The organism is Paucimonas lemoignei (assembly GCF_004342585.1).
Classification (GTDB): domain Bacteria; phylum Pseudomonadota; class Gammaproteobacteria; order Burkholderiales; family Burkholderiaceae_D; genus Paucimonas; species Paucimonas lemoignei.
Genome location: NZ_SLZQ01000005.1, coordinates 272,240 through 288,175, shown reverse-complemented (window position 1 = coordinate 288,175; position 15,936 = coordinate 272,240). Strand labels below are relative to the sequence as shown.

Sequence of the window (15,936 nt, the reverse complement as noted above, 5' to 3'; positions counted from 1 at the left end):
CGAGACCCTGTGTCATCGCGAAAGAAAATACTATTACAGTAAAGACCACCGACCGCTTAGGCAATGCGCCTAGTCACATGTTCATTAATTGATCAAATCCGATTGACTTTGATAAGACCGACCAGCGAGAACAGGCGGATCGCGACCCAACCCATATCAAACTCCCACCACTTCTGCGACAGCTTGGCCGAACCCGGACGGGCATGGTGATTGTTATGCAGTTCTTCGCCGCAGAGGAAGATGCCGAGCGGGATGAGGTTGCGCGATGCGTCGCGGGTCACGTTATTGCGATAGCCGAGATAGTGGGCCAGGCCATTCACGAAGCCGGATGCCCAGAAGGGCACCGTGATGACCTGGAAAATCCAAATCATGGCGCCGGTCGATACGCCGAACAGCATCATTTCAATGATCAGAAACAGCGGTGCGCCGATGAACGGATGCTTGGCGTAGATCACGCGGTCCATCCAGTCTTCCTTCACGCCCAGGCCATACATCTGCACCACTTCCTTGCAGCGTGCGGCTTTGCGATAGAGCAGCGTGCCCTGGGTCAGCAGCTTGCCGATGCCATGGATTTGCGGGCTGTGCGGATCGTCGACGGTGTCGCACTTGGCGTGGTGCTTGCGATGCACGGCAACCCATTGCTTCCGTACCAGGCCTGCGGTGGTCAACCACAGCCACAGGCGGAAGAAATGGCTCAGCACCGGGTGAAAGCTGATTGCGCCATGCGTCAGGCCGCGATGCAGATACAGGCTGACTGCCATAAAGCTGATCTGCATCGATACCATAATGATCAGGAACTTGGCCATCGGCGTGAGCTGGATGAATCCGCTGTACATGTAATTGCTCCCTGTAGTGTAGTTATTGCGAATGCCGGCGTGGCCCATGGCCAGCCCGGATTGATTTACAGGCGCTACTGTAAGCGTTGAGTTGTCTGCTTAATATGAGAAACAGAATGGCTTTTATCCCCTTATTACGAAATCAACAGGATGTTATTTCTCACGAGAAATTTATTTTTGATAAAGTCATCTATTTAACAGGCGCCAGTGTCTCCAGTTCGCCTTTCCTTGAAATTTGCAGCGTGGCACCTACACGCCTACAATCTACGACTGATGCATGGCCCGCCAAGGGCAGTTTGTAAAGGATTCACATGAAGGTATTGCTGGTCGAAGACGATCTCATGATCGGCGAAAATATTCAGATCGCACTGGAAGGAGAGGGTGTCAGCGCGGAGTGGGTGCGCGGCGGCGCCGACGCCGAAGCGGCACTGGCAGCCGGCAGTTACGACGCCATGTTGCTCGACCTGGGCTTGCCGCAAAAGGATGGCATCGATGTGCTGCGCGGCTTGCGTGCGCGGAAAAACAATTTGCCGGTGCTGGTGCTGACCGCGCGCGATACGGTGGCGCAGCGGGTGCTGGGCTTGAATAGCGGCGCCGACGATTACATGCTCAAGCCCTTCGACCTGGAAGAATTGCTGGCACGCCTGCATGCGCTGGTGCGGCGCGCGCGCGGCGGCGTCGAAGCGCTGTACCGCAAGGGCGATGTCACCGTCAATTGCGAAACGCGCCAGGTACTGGCGGACGGTAAACAGGTCTTGCTGTCTTCGCGCGAATGGTCGATCCTGGATGCGCTGGTGGCGCGGCCCGGCGCCATCCTCTCGCGCGCGCAGCTGGAGGAGCGCTTGTATGGCTGGTCGGCCGATGTCGAAAGCAACGCGGTCGAAGTCTATATCCACGGCTTGCGCAAGAAGCTCGGCTCGCAATTCATTGTCAACGTGCGCGGTCTCGGCTACATGGTGGAAAAGACGTGATGCGCTCGTTGCGTATCCGCCTGATCCTCTTGCTGGGCGTGGCGATCATCGCCGCTTCCGCGGTGCAGTTCGTTACTTCCTTTCGCACCGCCATGACGCAGGCCAACAAGCTCTTCGACTATCACATGCAGCAAATGGCGCTGGCCTTGCAGGACAGTCCCTTCCAGCAGGAGCAGTGGTATTCCTCGCCGCACGATAATGACAATGCGTTTGAGTTCGTGATCCAGATCTGGACCGAGGATGGCGTGCGCGTCTACCAGTCGCGCCGCTATAGCGTGCTGCCCAATCAGGGCGTGCTCGGTTACTCGAATGTCACGCTCGACAATGGCGACTGGCGCGTCTATGGCGTGCGCAACGAGACGCGCATGATCCAGGTGGCGCAAAAGCTCGACGCCCGGCGCAACCGCGCCATTTCGCTGGCGATGAATTCATTGTGGCCATCGATTCCCGTGCTGTTGCTCTTGCTGGGCACGGTATGGTGGGTGGTGACGTCGGCGCTGGCGCCGCTGGATCGCATCAGCCGCGACCTGGCAGGCCGCAATGCCGATTCGCTGGCGCCGGTGGATGCCACCGGCGTGCCGCAGGAAGTCTCGCGCCTGGTGGCTGAAGTCAATTCGCTCATGGGGCGCATGGTGCAAGCCTTGCAGGCGCAAAAGCATTTCATCGACGATGCCGCGCATGAATTGCGCTCATTGCTGACGGCGCTCACCCTGCAGGTCAAGACGCTGTCGCGCGCCAAGGATGAGACGGCACGCGCGCAGGCCGTGACACGTTTGCAGGGCGGGGTCGACCGCGCCTCGCATTTGCTGGAACAACTGCTGACGCTGGCCCGGCAGGATCCCTTGTCCGATCCTGCGCCCGGTACGCTGGTTTCGCTGGCCGACTGCGTCGAGCAAGCCGCCGATGAAATGACGCCGCTGGCCTTGTCGCGCCAGATCGAGTTGCATTTCGGTACGCTGCCGAACACGCGGGTGCGGGCCGACGCCGAAAGTCTCAGAATGCTTGTGCGCAACCTGCTGGATAATGCGATCCGCTATACCCCCGAGGGAGGGGCAGTCCACGTCAAGCTGCATTGCGATAATGACGTCGCCGTCTTGTGTGTCGAAGATTCCGGGCCTGGCATTCCCCCGGAGAACCGGGAAAGGATCTTTGACCGGTTTTACCGTGTTCCCGGCACCAATGTCAGCGGCAGCGGCTTGGGACTCGCGATCGTGAAAGCGATTGCTGACCGGTATTATGCAACTCTCGAACTGGGGCAAGCTGCGTTAGGAGGTTTGGCAGTCAAGGTTAGTTTTTCGTTGCCTGAAGGCATTCATTAGTCGAAAAATTGACTATTTCGCTACTACTTGTTGCCAAGTTCGCCTAATTTTCGGGGTTTTTTAAATTTCTTGTGGTGAAGAACAGACTTTTAAGATTCGCCTAAGCTGCATCATGCACTATGAACCTATTCCTTGATGCGCAGCAAAACGCGCTAGGCTTGAGCGAGACTGGGTGGAGACAGCAAGCAACAAGCAAGCAGGGAAAGCGATGAAGGCAATACCGGGCCTTTTTTCGAAGCCTCCTGAATAGGAGGCTTTTTTTTGCCTGAAGAAAACTTCTTTATCTTCGGCAATTTAAATTTATTTCCATGGCGAATTGCTTTCGCCAAATTTTCCCTCCCGTCAATGCAAAACGTGAACATTAGGCGAACTTAGCCATAGTGTCATTGGTCAAATCTTTCCGTTTCTAGGCAGTAAAAGCAGTTTTGCTTTCCCTGCGGCAAATGCTGGTTGCTAGCAACTTTGATAGCAATCGCGGCTGCACGACAGCGAGCTGGCGTCATCGATGTGCGCTTATTGCCCACTTACTGCTCCATATTTTATGGTTCTTATTCATCCTTGAAGTTTAGGGCATCAGGGGGAGAGAACTTTTTGTCTTTCCATTGGACTTGAACATGGACGCTGTGCCAATTGTTCGTTGTTAATCAATGTACTTAAAAAATTTAAAGACGTTCCTCACCTCCAAGCGGTCCATTGATGCCGCTCTGGTAGTCATCATCGCAGTGCTCGCTACCGCTAATGTTTTTCAGGCAGTACAACCTACCGGACTGGGATCGGCATCGTCCCCTTTCGTCTGGTTTATTCCCGCCATCATTGTCGCTGCGCTTTTCGGCGGATTCATTTCCGGCATCGCTGCCACGCTACTTGGCGCAGCCACCGCTTGGTGGCTCTCCGGAGCGCCTGCCGATATGGCCGCGCTCAAATCATCGCTGCCTTCATTGTGGCTGATGCTTGCCGCCGGGGTGGCCAGCAGCGCCTTGGGCGGGCGTTGGCAGGCTGCCCGGCAGGTCGCCATGCTGTTTGATACGGCGGCTGCCGATACGATGGATAGTCAATCGCAGCTCCATAGCGTTCTGAACAATTCGCCGGCGCTGGTTTCAATCAAGGATGAACATGGCAGGCTGGTCATGGCCAATCGCGGCTTGCTCGATACCTTGGGCAAGACACGCGACAGTGTGGTCGGCTGCAATGTGTATGAACTCTTTCCGCGCGATGTGGCCGACCAGCTTTGGCATAGCGATCAAGAGGTATTGCGTAGCGGCGAAATCCTGCGCCAGGTCGAGGAAGTGCCGACCAAGAACGGCGAGCGGCGCACGTTTTTCACTGCCCGTTTTCCGGTTAATCACCGGAACTCCGATAAATTGCTCGGCGTATGCGCTGTCGCCATGGATATCACGGCGCAAAAAAACGCCGAAGAAAAACTGCGGCATGCCGCACAGCACGATACGCTCACCGGCTTGCCCAACCGTGCGCTGGTGTACGAATTCGGCGCCTTGCTGCTGGCTGCCGCCAAGCGCAGCAACAAGCGCCTGGCCGTGCTGTTTTTCGATCTGGAGCGCTTCAAGTCCTTGAACGATGCCTATGGCCGCGAGGCAGGCGATTGCCTGTTGAAGGAAATCGCCCAGCGCTTGCGCAACAATGTCCGCGGCAGCGATCTGGTGGGGCGCATGGGCAGCGATGAATTCGTCGTCGTGCTGAGCGATGTGCAATCGGAGCAGGACGTGGCCAATTCGGCCGCGCACTTGCTCACGGTATTGCGGCAACCCTGCCAGTCAGGCGACGTCACCTTGTCGGCGTCACCCAGCATCGGCATCAGCCTGTTTCCGGATGATGGCGGCGACATCGATACGCTGATCGCGCATGCCGATGCCGCCATGCGCGATGCGCGCGAACGCGGACATGCCGGCTACCAGTTCTTTACGCCGGCCATCCAGAACAGGATTCAGCGTGCCATCGCCATCGAACAAAAACTGCGCCAAGGCATCGAGCAGAATGAATTCGAACTGCATTACCAGCCGGTGGTCGACACGCGCAGCCGCCGCATCGTCGGCGCCGAAGCGCTGATCCGCTGGCCGCAAGCCAATGGCGAAGTGATGCAGCCGGATGAGTTCATCCAGGTGGCCGAAGCCAATGGCGTCATCAATCAATTGGGCGCCTGGGTGATCCAGGAAGCCTGCCGCCAGGTGCGGCAATGGCGCATGCAAGGCATGCCGCCGTTGCGCATCGCCGTCAATGTCTCGCCGATCCAGTTCAGGTCGCGCAATTTTTATCAGTGCGTCGCGGATGCGCTGGCTGCCTCCGGCATCGATCCCAATTGCCTCGAACTGGAAGTGACGGAAAGCGCCGTCATGAAGCAGGTCGACGAAGCCAGCCAGACCCTGAGCAGCCTGAAAAACCTCGGCTTGCAGATTTCACTGGATGATTTCGGCACGGGCTATTCCAGTCTCAGCCGGCTGGCGCGCCTGCCCTTCGACAAACTCAAGGTCGACCAATCCTTCATCCGCAATATCGATACCGATAGCCGGTCGCTGGCGATTGCCGAAACCGTGATTGCGCTCGGCAAGCGTCTTGGCGTCAAGGTGGTCGCCGAAGGCATTGAAACCGAAGCCGCGTTCAATCTGCTGCGCAAATGCGATTGCGACCTGGGGCAAGGCTATTTGCTCAGCAAGCCCATGCCGGCAGAGCAATTCCGGCAATGGCATCAGGAACATATGTTGGCCGTGAGCTGACTGGCATCGGGCATATGAAAATGGCAATGCTTTCTGAGGTGGGATGGCGGACGATGTCTAGCATGCCAGCGCGACGGCGGCATGACAGGGTTGTGTTAGCGCAGCATATTCCTCTTCCGGACTGGCATGCATGTGCCGGCAAGTGTTTTTCTTGGTAAAATCAAAGGCTTATCCAATTTTCAAAGGCATCTCTGTATATGTTGTACCCAGAATTGTTCAAATCCCTCGAACAGGTCCGCTGGGATATGGAAAAAGATATTCCATGGGACCAGTTTGACGCCAGCAAGCTCACCGACGAGCAAGCCGAAACCATCAAGATGAATGCAATCACCGAATGGTCGGCATTGCCTGCAACGGAAATGTTCTTGCGCGATAACCGGGGTGACAGCGATTTCTGCGCTTTCATGTCAGTGTGGTTTTTTGAAGAACAAAAGCATTCGCTCGTGCTGATGGAATATCTGCGCCGCTTCCGTCCGGACATGGTGCCGACCGAAGCCGAGTTGCACAATGTGCGTTTCGAATTCGATCCGGCACCGGCGCTGGAAACGCTGATGCTGCATTTCTGCGGCGAGATTCGCCTGAATCACTGGTATCGCTGTGCGTCCGAATGGCACACCGAACCGGTCATCAAGCACATCTACAAGACCATCAGCCAGGATGAGGCGCGCCACGGCGGCGCTTACCTGCGCTATATGAAAAAAGCCTTGAACGAAGTGGGTGATTCCGCGCGTGCGGCATTTGCCAAGATCGGTGTCTTGATGGCTTCTGCGCGTCGCACCGAAAAGCCGCTGCATCCGACCAACCTGCACGTCAATCAAGCGCTGTTCCCCAACGATACCGTGCAGAGCCGCCTGCCTGATCCTGACTGGCTGGAACGCTGGCTCGATGGCCAGATCAAGTTCGACAGCGAATGGGAAAAGAAAGTGGTGGATCGCATTCTGCATAACCTGTCGCTGCTGTTCGAGCGTACCTTCGAATCCGTGCAGGACTTGAACCGCTATCGCAAGGAAATCACCACCCGCATGGCAGGCGCGCAACCGGCCTGAGTGCTGACGGGCCGTGAGCCCGAGGCGTAAAACAAAAAAGCCGCGGCAACAAGCTGCGGCTTTTTTATTGGTTCATTCTAAATCAATGTCCAGGTGGGCGGGGGGCAGCCGGGTGTCCTTGCTGCTGCATGTTGCCGATCTTGTCGGTCACCTCGACCGAAACCTTGACCTTGCCCGCCTTTTCAAAATTCAGCGTCAGGGGAAACTCTTCACCGGTTTTCAGTGGCTGTTTCAGGTTCATCAGCATGATGTGATAGCCGTCGCCCGGTTGCATGACGATGGAAGTCCCGGGCGCGATCAGGATTTCACCGGCTTCGCGCATTCGCATCACGCCGCCATCCATGGTCATGGTATGGATTTCCGTCTTGCCTGCCATCGGCGTGCTGGCGCTGACAAGCCGATCGGCAGTGTTGCCGCGGTTTTCAATCGTGACATAGGTGGCAGCGCCCGGTTGTCCTGGCCTGGTTGGCCGGGCCACCGGCTGTTCGAGATGCAGTTTGCCCGCCTGATAGTCACGTGCCTGGAGGGGAGTGCCGATCACGAGCAGGGCGGCAAATAAGAAGCGCAGTTGCATGGCAGATGTCATGTGAAGTGAATGCGTGAGGCAGTGAAGTGCCGAAGATTATAGCAAGCTTGTTAAGACTGGCATCGACGCAGTCATGCGCCGCCGGCATAGCCATGCTGGCGCCAAGCCTCGTACACCACGACTGCGACCGTATTCGACAAATTCAAGCTGCGGTTACCCGGACGCATGGGCAGACGAATCCGCTGTTCCGGCGCAAAGCTGTTGCGCAGCGCGGGATCGAGGCCGCGCGTTTCCGAACCAAATACAAACACATCGCCCGGCTGGAAGGCGATCGAGGCAAACGGCGTCGAGCCGTGCGTCGTCATGGCGAACACGCGTGCCGGATCGGGATTATGCGCTGCCAGGAAAGCATCCCAGTTGGGATGCACCTTCATCGTCACATATTCATGGTAATCGAGACCGGCGCGACGCATCCGGGCATCGTCCAGCGGAAAACCGAGCGGCTCGATCAGGTGCAGCTGCGCCCCGGTGTTGGCGCACAGGCGAATGACATTGCCGGTATTCGGCGGAATTTCAGGTTCGACCAGAACTACGTGAAACAAGGTGATACTCCTATTGCTTGGCGTGCCCGTGCAAGGTTCGGGCGAAGACCAGGTTGGTGACGCGCGCCGCGCCAAAACGCTTGAGCGTGGCGGCGACTTCATTGAGCGTGGCGCCGGTAGTCAATACATCATCCACCACGGCGACATGCCTGCCGCGCACCGTGTCGGCAAAAGCCGGCGACACGGCAAATGCCTCGCGCAGGTTCGCCTGCCGCTCGTCGCGCTGCAGCGAGGATTGTGCCGCGGTCTCGCGTCGGCGTTGCAGCAAGTGCGGGTAGAGCGGCAAGCCGAGCAGGCGTGCCAGCGGCTTGGCGATTTCCAGCGCCTGGTTGAATCCACGTTCTCGCAGCCGCCGCCGGCCAAGCGGTACTGCCGTTATCCAGTCGGGCAACGTCGTCGCAGCTTGCTGGTCAAGCAAGGCGTCGCGCTGCAATTGCGCAAGCACGGGTGCCAGAGCGAGGCGACCGCCGAATTTCAATGCCAGCACCAGTTGATCCGCCGGTGGCAGATAATCAATGGCGGCAATCGTGGCATCGAATGCCGGCGGCAGCATCACGCAATCGCCGCAGCGGCCATCCTCTATTCCGGTTCCGCGCAAAACGGCTGCGCATTGCCGGCAACGCGCCATGGGTTTGCCGAAATATGCCGTCTTGCAGCCTTTGCAAATCGCTTCCGCGCCGCCGGCCCCGCACAAGGCGCAGGAAGACGGCAGCAATTGCGGCAGCCGCTGCAGCAAGCTCTGTATCCACAAGTGCGTGTCGAAAACCATGGAAAGTCGGCTATCAGGCAAGTAAGCGTGTAAACTAGGCCACCCTTGCCTGAATCCGGATGCGGCAGCATGCAGGGCAGGATGTTCAAAAGTTTTCCATTATCGCACCGATTATTACGATTCCCCGTGGCACCACCGATTTCCCCCACTCCGTCGAATCAGTTCAGCGCCCCGATCGACCTAGTTACTGTCCGACACGCGTTCGCGAACCCCGCCAGCGTGCAGGATTCGCAATTCCTGCGCCGCGAAGTCGCGCAGCGCATGCATGAGCGGCTCGCGCTGGTGAAGCTGACGCCGCAAGACGTGCTGGATGCCGGCTGCGGCGAAGGCGCCGATCTGCCGGTGCTGCAAACCACTTATCCGCAGGCGCGCTTGTTGGGCTTCGATGCCGCGCCAGCCATGCTGGCCCTTGCGCAAATCCGCCAGCTTGGGGCAATGACGTCGGTGAATCGCTTGCTGGGCAAATTCCTGCCGCAGTCGATGCGTCCGGGCGGACCGTTGCTTGCCGCCGGCGATTTTGCCCGATTGCCCCTGGCCGCGAATGCCGTGGATCTGGTCTGGTCAAATCTGGCTTTGCATTGGCATCCGCAGCCGGACCAGGTGTTCGCCGAATGGCACCGCGTGCTGCGTACCGACGGCTTGCTCATGTTTTCCTGCTTTGGCCCTGACACGTTCAAGGAATTGCGTGACGCCTTTGCCGTCCTCGATGCAGCGCCGCACACTCTGCCTTTTGTGGACATGCATGATTTCGGCGACATGCTGGTCAATGCCGGCTTTGCCACTCCGGTGATGGATATGGAAACGATTACGGTCACCTACGACACAGCCGACAAGCTGCTGGCGGATGCGCGTGCCTGGGGCGGCAACCCGCTGGCAACCCGCCGCCGCGGCTTGTGCAGCCGGCAAGCCTGGCGTCGCGTGATGGATACACTGGAAGGAATGCGCCGGCCGGATGGCAAACTTGGCCTGAGCTTCGAAATCATCTATGGGCACGCTTTCCGGCCGCAAGCGCGCACTACCGCTACCGGCGAGGCTATCATTCGTTTCGAGCCGCGCCGAAAATGACCAAAACCGGCACACTCAGCCGCAGCCCCTGGTAAAAGTTGATTTAAGTCAATGCTTTCGGGAACAATATTGTGGCTGAGAAATGTATTTTTGCTTGATAATGTTGCCATTTCCCCCTTATACTCGTTCGGCTTTATCCTGGCCGATTTGCGTGCTGCTTGCCCTGTCAAGAAGCTAGTGAATACAGGCAAAAACGCGGACGAAAAAATTCAAAGGCGCGACTGGTGGCAAAAGAAGGTCTCATTGTGCCGTTGTGCCGTGCAGCAATAAAAACAGAGCGAAATTCTAATTTTGGGCTTTTGAGGAAACTATGAAATATGCAAAGCGCCTTCAATCGTTAATGCCTTATGTACTGGGCATGGCGGCCGCGATGCCGGCCTGGGCGGTCAACGTCGGCGACAGCCAAGGTGGTCCGGCCGTGCGCCAACTGAACCTGCAGGCGCCGGTTACGAGAATCGCCGAAGAAATCAGTTCGCTGCACAACATGATGCTACTGATTTGCCTGGGCATTTTCATCGCCGTGTTTGGCGTGATGTTCTATTCCATCTTCAAGCACCGCAAGTCGCTTGGCCACAAGCCCGCGACCTTCCATGAAAGCATTTCCGTGGAAATTGCCTGGACGGTGGTGCCTTTCATCATCGTTATCCTGATGGCATGGCCGGCGACCAAGACCGTGGTGGCCATGAAAGATACGTCGAACGCCGACATCACCATCAAGGCGACCGGCATGCAATGGAAGTGGGGCTACGATTACCTGAAAGGTGAGGGCGCCGGCATTTCCTTCCTCTCCAACCTGGCTACTCCGCGCGACCAGGATCCGGCCAAGGTCAAGAACGACAATTACCTGATCGAGGTCGACAATGAAGTGGTCGTCCCGGTTAACAAGAAAATCCGTATCGTCACCACTGCCAACGACGTCATCCACGGCTGGACCATCCCGGCTTTCGGTGTCAAGCAGGATGCGATTCCCGGTTTCGTGCGCGATACCTGGTTCCGTGCCGAAAAAGTCGGTACTTACCGTGGTAACTGCGTCGAACTCTGTGGCAAGGACCATGCCTTCATGCCGATCGTCGTCAAGGTCGTGACGGATGCCGAATACACCGCATGGGTCGATGGCAAGAAAAAGGAAATGGCTGCCAAGGCGGATGATCCCAACAAGGTCTGGACTGTCGACGAACTCAAGCAGCGCGGCGAACAAGTCTACACTGCCAACTGCGTGGCTTGCCACCAGGCTAATGGCAAGGGCTTGCCGGGTGCTTTCCCGGCACTGGATGGCTCGAAAGTGGTCAATGGACCGAGGGCCGAGCAAATTACGACCGTATTGAAAGGACGTGACACGCCGGTCTACCCGGGCGCCATGCCTTCGTTCAATGCTCTGTCGGATACCGAAATCGCTGCCGTGATCACCTATACACGCAACAGCTGGTCGAACAAGGCCCAGGAAAACATCGTACAACCAGCTGAAGTTGTGGCTGCGCGCAAGTAATAAATAAATCAGGAGTTTGAGATGAGTTCTATTGCACACGATCACGCACACGGCCACGATCACGGCCACGATCACGCGCACGACCACCCGCATGGCTGGCGCCGCTGGCTCTTCGCCACCAACCACAAGGACATCGGCACGCTGTACATGTGGTTCTCGTTCATCATGCTGCTGTCGGGCGGCGTGCTGGCGCTGGGCATCCGTTCCGAACTGTTCCAGCCTGGCCTGCAGTTGATGCAGCCGGAATTCTTCAACCAGCTGACTACCATGCATGGCTTGATCATGGTGTTCGGCGCGATCATGCCGGCCTTCGTCGGCTTTGCCAACTGGATGATTCCGCTGCAGATCGGCGCATCCGACATGGCGTTTGCCCGCATGAACAACTTCTCGTTCTGGCTGCTGCCGCCGGCCGCGATCCTGCTGGCCGCCTCCTTCCTGGTGCCGGGTGGCGCCACCGCCGCCGGCTGGACGCTGTATGCGCCGCTGTCGACCCAGATGGGCATCGGCATGGACATGGGTATTTTCGCCATGCACATCATGGGCGCCTCGTCCATCATGGGCGCGATCAACATCATCGTCACCATCCTCAACATGCGTGCTCCCGGCATGACCCTGATGAAGATGCCGATGTTCTGCTGGACCTGGCTGATCACCGCCTACCTGCTGATCGCCGTCATGCCCGTGCTGGCCGGCGCCATCACCATGACCCTGACCGACCGTCACTTCGGCACCTCGTTCTTTAACGCGGCAGGCGGCGGCGACCCGGTCATGTACCAGCATATCTTCTGGTTCTTCGGCCATCCAGAGGTGTACATCATGATTCTGCCGGCCTTCGGCATCGTCTCGCACATCGTCCCGGCCTTCGCGCGCAAGCCGCTGTTCGGCTATGCATCGATGGTGTACGCCACTTCGTCGATTGCGATCCTGTCGTTCATCGTCTGGGCGCACCACATGTTCACCACAGGCATGCCGGTGACAGCGCAGCTGTTCTTCATGTACGCCACCATGCTGATCGCGATTCCGACCGGCGTGAAGGTGTTCAACTGGATCGCCACCATGTGGCGCGGCTCGATGACGTTTGAAACGCCGATGCTGTTCGCGGTCGGCTTCATCTTCGTGTTCACCATCGGCGGCTTCACCGGCCTGATCCTGGCCGTGACCCCGATCGACATCCAGTTGCAGGACACCTACTACGTCGTGGCGCACTTCCACTACGTGCTGGTGGCAGGCTCGCTGTTTGCCCTGTTCGCCGGCTTCTACTACTGGGCGCCGAAGTGGACCGGCCACATGTATAACGAAACCCGCGGCAAGATTCATTTCTGGCTGTCGCTGATCACCTTTAACGTCACGTTCTTCCCGATGCACTTCCTGGGTCTGGCCGGCATGCCGCGCCGCTACGCCGACTATCCGGCGCAGTTCACGGACTTCAACATGGTGGCTTCCATCGGTGCATTCGGTTTCGGCCTGGCGCAGGTGTACTTCCTGTTCGCCGTAGTGTTGCCGACTATCCGTGGCGGCAAGCCGGCTGAAGCCAAGCCATGGGACGGCGCCGAAGGCCTGGAATGGACCGTGCCTAGCCCGGCTCCATTCCATACCTTTGAAGTGCCGCCGACTGTAAAGTAATTGAGTAAGGGGGCGGGCCTTGAGTCCGCCCAAGACGCATGTCGCAGCAAAAAAAGCCGGAAAACCTGAAAACTGCCCTGATTCTGGCATCGATTGCACTGGTGTTTTTTCTTGGCGTGATCGCCAAGCGGATCTGGTTCAGCTGATATGCAGACCCCGGAGCAAAAGGATGTACAGCAGGAGCCGACGCGCAAGCTGAATACGCAGATGCTCGGCAAGCTGCTGGTGGTTGCGGTCATGATGTTCGGATTCGGCTATGCGCTGATTCCGGTGTACAAGAAGATTTGCGAAATCACCGGCATCAATACGCTGACGCCGATGAATGCGACGGCGGAAGATGTCGCCAATACGCAGGTCGACAAGAGCCGCACCATCACCATCGAATTCGATGGCAATGCGCAGGGACCCTGGCGTTTCCGTCCGACGGTGGCGAGCATGCAGGTGCATCCCGGCGAGATGGCGCAGGTCGTGTACGAAGTCGTGAATACGCAGTCGCGTCCGATCGATGCGCAGGCGATTCCGAGTTATGCGCCGCAGCAGGCGGGGGCGCATTTCAAGAAGTTGGAATGTTTTTGCTTCAAACAGCAGACGCTGGGGCCGAACGAAGCCAAGCAGATGCCGGTGGTGTTCTACATCGACCCTGCTTTGCCGAAGGATGTAAGGACGATCACCTTGTCGTACACTTTCTTTGAAGTAGCGGGCCCGGCGAAGAAATCCAGCTGACAGGCTGGGTGAAAGGCGGTAGCCATGCAGGATTTGAAAGAAGCATCGAAGCGCAAGGCGTCCTTCGGTGCCACTATGAAAGCGATTCTGTGGGCGTTCTTCGGCGTCCGTAAGAAAAGCGGGTACGAACAGGATACATCGCAGCTCAATCCGGTGCATGTCATCATCGCCGGCCTGATTGCAGCGGTAATTTTTATTGTGACGCTGTTGTTAATAGTAAAAAGCGTCGTGGCAAGTTAATAATTTGATTTGAATTGGGAGATGGAGATGGCTTCTCAAAACACTAAGGCGCCTTATTATTTCGTGCCAGGCCCATCCGGCTGGCCGATCTTTGCCGGCATATCCCTGCTGGTAACCATGATCGGCGCATCGGCCTGGGTCAATGGCATCAGCTGGGGGCCTTACGTCAATATCGCTGGCATTCTGGCGGTATTGCTGGTGTTGTATTTCTGGTTTGGTGACGCCATCAAGGAATCCGAAGGTGGCCTGTACAGCGCGCGCATCGATAACTCCTACCGCTGGAGCATGAGCTGGTTCATCTTCTCCGAAGTGATGTTCTTTGCCGCATTCTTCGGCGCCCTATTTTATGCACGCACCGTGTCCATGCCATGGCTGGCCGATCTGGATAACAAGCTCCTGTGGCCGGATTTTGCCGCGCACTGGGGCAATATCGGTCCTGCAGGTATCGTCGAACCGTTCACGACCATGGGCCCGTTCTGGGTGCCGACGATTAACACCGCGCTGTTGCTGACTTCGGGCGTTACCCTGACCATTGCCCACCATGCCATCCGTGCCGGTCACCGTAGCAAAACCGCTTTCTGGCTGTTCGCCACCATTTTCCTGGGCGCAGTCTTCATGGGCTTCCAGGTTTATGAATACATGCATGCCTACAGCGAACTGAACCTGAAGCTTACTTCGGGCATCTATGGCTCGACCTTCTTCATGCTGACCGGCTTCCACGGTTTCCATGTGACCGTCGGCGCGATCATGCTGTCCGTGGTCTTGTACCGGGTGCTCAAGGGGCATTTCACCCCTGACAATCACTTCGCATTCGAAGGCGCCGCATGGTACTGGCACTTCGTTGACGTGGTCTGGCTCGGCCTGTACGTCGTGGTGTACTGGCTGTAATGCCTGGTCAAGGGCAGCAAAATGATGCTGCTGCCCCGAGCCGCAAAACAAAAAAGCCGCACTTCGGTGCGGCTTTTTTACTGCCGGTAGACCTATCAGCGCAAGCCGGTCGGCTGGATCCAGCCTAGGTGATGAGCGACCAGGATCAGGATGAACAGCGTGATCGAAAAACCGACACGCAGCGCCAGCGCCTTGACCGTGCGGTTGCTCCTGCCCTTGTCGCGCATCAGGAAAACCAGGGCCGAACCAAGGCTGCCAAGAATCAGGATAAAAGCAATAGCGACAACGATTTTCATGATGGCTGCACGCAAGCCGGGTGCTTGCTAGAATAGGCCCGCATTTCAGGGCTGGTGTTTGTAAAGTTGACATTGTAATGCCATTCAGATTCCGCTTCAGTTGGATTCCTTTTATTGCTGCCGTTATTGCCGTTGCCATTGGCATCGCGCTCGGCAATTGGCAATCCAGGCGGGCCCTGGAAAAGGAAGCAATCGAAGCATCACTGCAAGCGCGGGCCAAGCAGCCGACAATCGAGCTCGGTACCGCGAGCCTGCCTGATCTTCGAGATCTGGAATTTCGCCGCGTACGAGTCAAGGGCAGATTTGTCGGCGACTGGCCGGTATATCTCGATAACCGGCCGTACGAGCGGCGGGCCGGTTTTCATCTGCTCATGCCATTCCGGATCGCCGGCAGCGACACGGTGGTGCTGGTGGCCCGCGGCTGGTTGCCACGCGATCCGTATGATCGTGCGCGCCTGCCGATAACGCGCACGCCGACGGGCGAGGTGGAAATCGAAGGCAGCGTTCGCCTTCATGCTTCCCGCGTCTATCAGTTCGGCGAAGCGGCGCCCCTGCGGCCCGGTGCGATTGTACAAAATGTCACTACGGAAGAGTTTGCCGCCGCCAGCGGCCTGAAGTTGTATCCATTTCTCATTGAACAAGCGGAGCAGGACAGCAAGGGCGCGGCATACGACGATGGCCTGGTCCGCGACTGGCCGCGTCCATCGCTGGGCGCGGAAAAACATCGCGCCTATGCCTTCCAGTGGTATGGGCTGGCTGCTGCGGCACTATTATTCTTTCTTATAACGGGATTTCGGCGTGGAACAAAACAGTAAGC

The 15,936-nt window shown here is 57.6% G+C and carries 17 protein-coding genes; 12 read left to right on the top strand and 5 right to left on the bottom strand.

Features of this window, described 5'->3' with window-relative positions:
• Positions 1-92: 92 nt before the first annotated feature.
• Positions 93-836, bottom strand: a complete 744-nt coding sequence (locus EDC30_RS10395; protein ID WP_243656720.1) for an acyl-CoA desaturase — start codon at positions 834-836, stop codon at positions 93-95.
• Between the two features lie 311 nt (positions 837-1,147).
• On the opposite strand from EDC30_RS10395, the gene EDC30_RS10390 reads away from it, so the two are divergent.
• The 4 genes from EDC30_RS10390 to EDC30_RS10375 all read left to right on the top strand — a co-directional run bounded on the left by EDC30_RS10390 (position 1,148) and on the right by EDC30_RS10375 (position 6,901).
• Complete coding sequence (locus EDC30_RS10390) at positions 1,148-1,807, top strand: response regulator (RefSeq protein ID WP_132258752.1); 660 nt, start codon at positions 1,148-1,150, stop codon at positions 1,805-1,807.
• Positions 1,807-3,126: an ATP-binding protein gene (locus tag EDC30_RS10385; protein ID WP_243656730.1), complete on the top strand. Its 1,320-nt coding sequence runs from the start codon at positions 1,807-1,809 to the stop codon at positions 3,124-3,126. The genes EDC30_RS10390 and EDC30_RS10385 overlap by 1 nt, the downstream gene beginning before the upstream one ends.
• A gap of 722 nt (positions 3,127-3,848) precedes the next feature.
• Entirely contained in the window at positions 3,849-5,855 is a 2,007-nt protein-coding gene (locus EDC30_RS10380) for an EAL domain-containing protein (RefSeq protein ID WP_165973788.1), read from the top strand.
• A 197-nt stretch (positions 5,856-6,052) separates the two neighbouring features.
• Positions 6,053-6,901 (top strand): ferritin family protein, encoded by an 849-nt coding sequence (locus EDC30_RS10375; RefSeq protein WP_132258749.1) that lies wholly within the window; start codon positions 6,053-6,055, stop codon positions 6,899-6,901.
• A gap of 82 nt (positions 6,902-6,983) precedes the next feature.
• Here the strand turns inward: EDC30_RS10375 and EDC30_RS10370 are convergent, their stop codons facing one another.
• From EDC30_RS10370 to EDC30_RS10360, 3 genes are all read right to left on the bottom strand, one after another.
• Entirely contained in the window at positions 6,984-7,475 is a 492-nt protein-coding gene (locus tag EDC30_RS10370; protein ID WP_132258748.1) for a copper chaperone PCu(A)C, read from the bottom strand.
• Positions 7,476-7,558: 83 nt separating this feature from the next.
• The gene (gene trmL / locus EDC30_RS10365; protein ID WP_132258747.1) at positions 7,559-8,029 is read right to left on the bottom strand and encodes a tRNA (uridine(34)/cytosine(34)/5-carboxymethylaminomethyluridine(34)-2'-O)-methyltransferase TrmL; all 471 of its coding nucleotides are present in this window, start codon (positions 8,027-8,029) and stop codon (positions 7,559-7,561) included.
• A 10-nt stretch (positions 8,030-8,039) separates the two neighbouring features.
• Positions 8,040-8,798 carry a ComF family protein gene (locus EDC30_RS10360; RefSeq protein ID WP_132258746.1) on the bottom strand — a complete coding sequence of 253 codons (759 nt, stop codon included), beginning with the start codon at positions 8,796-8,798 and terminating at the stop codon, positions 8,040-8,042.
• 81 nt (positions 8,799-8,879) lie between these two features.
• Here EDC30_RS10360 and EDC30_RS10355 point away from each other — a divergent pair, with 81 nt between their 5' ends.
• The 7 genes from EDC30_RS10355 (at position 8,880) to EDC30_RS10330 (ending at position 14,823) form a co-directional block, all read left to right on the top strand.
• Positions 8,880-9,863 carry a methyltransferase domain-containing protein gene (locus EDC30_RS10355; RefSeq protein WP_132258745.1) on the top strand — a complete coding sequence of 328 codons (984 nt, stop codon included), beginning with the start codon at positions 8,880-8,882 and terminating at the stop codon, positions 9,861-9,863.
• Positions 9,864-10,173: 310 nt separating this feature from the next.
• Positions 10,174-11,349: a cytochrome c oxidase subunit II gene (coxB, locus tag EDC30_RS10350; RefSeq protein ID WP_132258744.1), complete on the top strand. Its 1,176-nt coding sequence runs from the start codon at positions 10,174-10,176 to the stop codon at positions 11,347-11,349.
• Positions 11,350-11,370: 21 nt separating this feature from the next.
• Positions 11,371-12,972, top strand: coding sequence for a cytochrome c oxidase subunit I (gene ctaD, locus EDC30_RS10345; RefSeq protein WP_132258743.1), 1,602 nt, complete (start codon positions 11,371-11,373; stop codon positions 12,970-12,972).
• A gap of 38 nt (positions 12,973-13,010) precedes the next feature.
• Positions 13,011-13,118, top strand: coding sequence for a cytochrome oxidase small assembly protein (locus EDC30_RS19745; protein ID WP_243656719.1), 108 nt, complete (start codon positions 13,011-13,013; stop codon positions 13,116-13,118).
• 1 nt (position 13,119) lies between these two features.
• Positions 13,120-13,695 carry a cytochrome c oxidase assembly protein gene (locus tag EDC30_RS10340; RefSeq protein WP_132258742.1) on the top strand — a complete coding sequence of 192 codons (576 nt, stop codon included), beginning with the start codon at positions 13,120-13,122 and terminating at the stop codon, positions 13,693-13,695.
• A gap of 24 nt (positions 13,696-13,719) precedes the next feature.
• Positions 13,720-13,935 (top strand): DUF2970 domain-containing protein, encoded by a 216-nt coding sequence (locus EDC30_RS10335; protein ID WP_132258741.1) that lies wholly within the window; start codon positions 13,720-13,722, stop codon positions 13,933-13,935.
• 27 nt (positions 13,936-13,962) lie between these two features.
• Positions 13,963-14,823, top strand: coding sequence for a cytochrome c oxidase subunit 3 (locus EDC30_RS10330; protein WP_132258740.1), 861 nt, complete (start codon positions 13,963-13,965; stop codon positions 14,821-14,823).
• Between the two features lie 95 nt (positions 14,824-14,918).
• Here the strand turns inward: EDC30_RS10330 and EDC30_RS10325 are convergent, their stop codons facing one another.
• A complete protein-coding gene (locus EDC30_RS10325) occupies positions 14,919-15,119 on the bottom strand; it encodes a twin transmembrane helix small protein (protein WP_132258739.1) in 201 nt (66 codons plus the stop codon).
• Between the two features lie 77 nt (positions 15,120-15,196).
• Between EDC30_RS10325 and EDC30_RS10320 the strand changes: the two genes are divergently transcribed.
• A complete protein-coding gene (locus tag EDC30_RS10320; protein WP_132258738.1) occupies positions 15,197-15,934 on the top strand; it encodes an SURF1 family protein in 738 nt (245 codons plus the stop codon).
• Positions 15,935-15,936: the final 2 nt, after the last annotated feature.

Coding starts and splice junctions, on each gene's coding strand:
- EDC30_RS10395 (WP_243656720.1), bottom strand. CDS start 836: ATGTACAGCGGATTCATCCAGCTCACGCCGATGGCCAAGTTCCTGATC.
- EDC30_RS10390 (WP_132258752.1), top strand. CDS start 1,148: ATGAAGGTATTGCTGGTCGAAGACGATCTCATGATCGGCGAAAATATT.
- EDC30_RS10385 (WP_243656730.1), top strand. CDS start 1,807: ATGCGCTCGTTGCGTATCCGCCTGATCCTCTTGCTGGGCGTGGCGATC.
- EDC30_RS10375 (WP_132258749.1), top strand. CDS start 6,053: ATGTTGTACCCAGAATTGTTCAAATCCCTCGAACAGGTCCGCTGGGAT.
- EDC30_RS10370 (WP_132258748.1), bottom strand. CDS start 7,475: ATGCAACTGCGCTTCTTATTTGCCGCCCTGCTCGTGATCGGCACTCCC.
- EDC30_RS10360 (WP_132258746.1), bottom strand. CDS start 8,798: ATGGTTTTCGACACGCACTTGTGGATACAGAGCTTGCTGCAGCGGCTG.
- EDC30_RS10355 (WP_132258745.1), top strand. CDS start 8,880: ATGTTCAAAAGTTTTCCATTATCGCACCGATTATTACGATTCCCCGTG.
- coxB (WP_132258744.1), top strand. CDS start 10,174: ATGAAATATGCAAAGCGCCTTCAATCGTTAATGCCTTATGTACTGGGC.
- ctaD (WP_132258743.1), top strand. CDS start 11,371: ATGAGTTCTATTGCACACGATCACGCACACGGCCACGATCACGGCCAC.
- EDC30_RS19745 (WP_243656719.1), top strand. CDS start 13,011: ATGTCGCAGCAAAAAAAGCCGGAAAACCTGAAAACTGCCCTGATTCTG.
- EDC30_RS10340 (WP_132258742.1), top strand. CDS start 13,120: ATGCAGACCCCGGAGCAAAAGGATGTACAGCAGGAGCCGACGCGCAAG.
- EDC30_RS10335 (WP_132258741.1), top strand. CDS start 13,720: ATGCAGGATTTGAAAGAAGCATCGAAGCGCAAGGCGTCCTTCGGTGCC.
- EDC30_RS10330 (WP_132258740.1), top strand. CDS start 13,963: ATGGCTTCTCAAAACACTAAGGCGCCTTATTATTTCGTGCCAGGCCCA.
- EDC30_RS10325 (WP_132258739.1), bottom strand. CDS start 15,119: ATGAAAATCGTTGTCGCTATTGCTTTTATCCTGATTCTTGGCAGCCTT.
- EDC30_RS10320 (WP_132258738.1), top strand. CDS start 15,197: ATGCCATTCAGATTCCGCTTCAGTTGGATTCCTTTTATTGCTGCCGTT.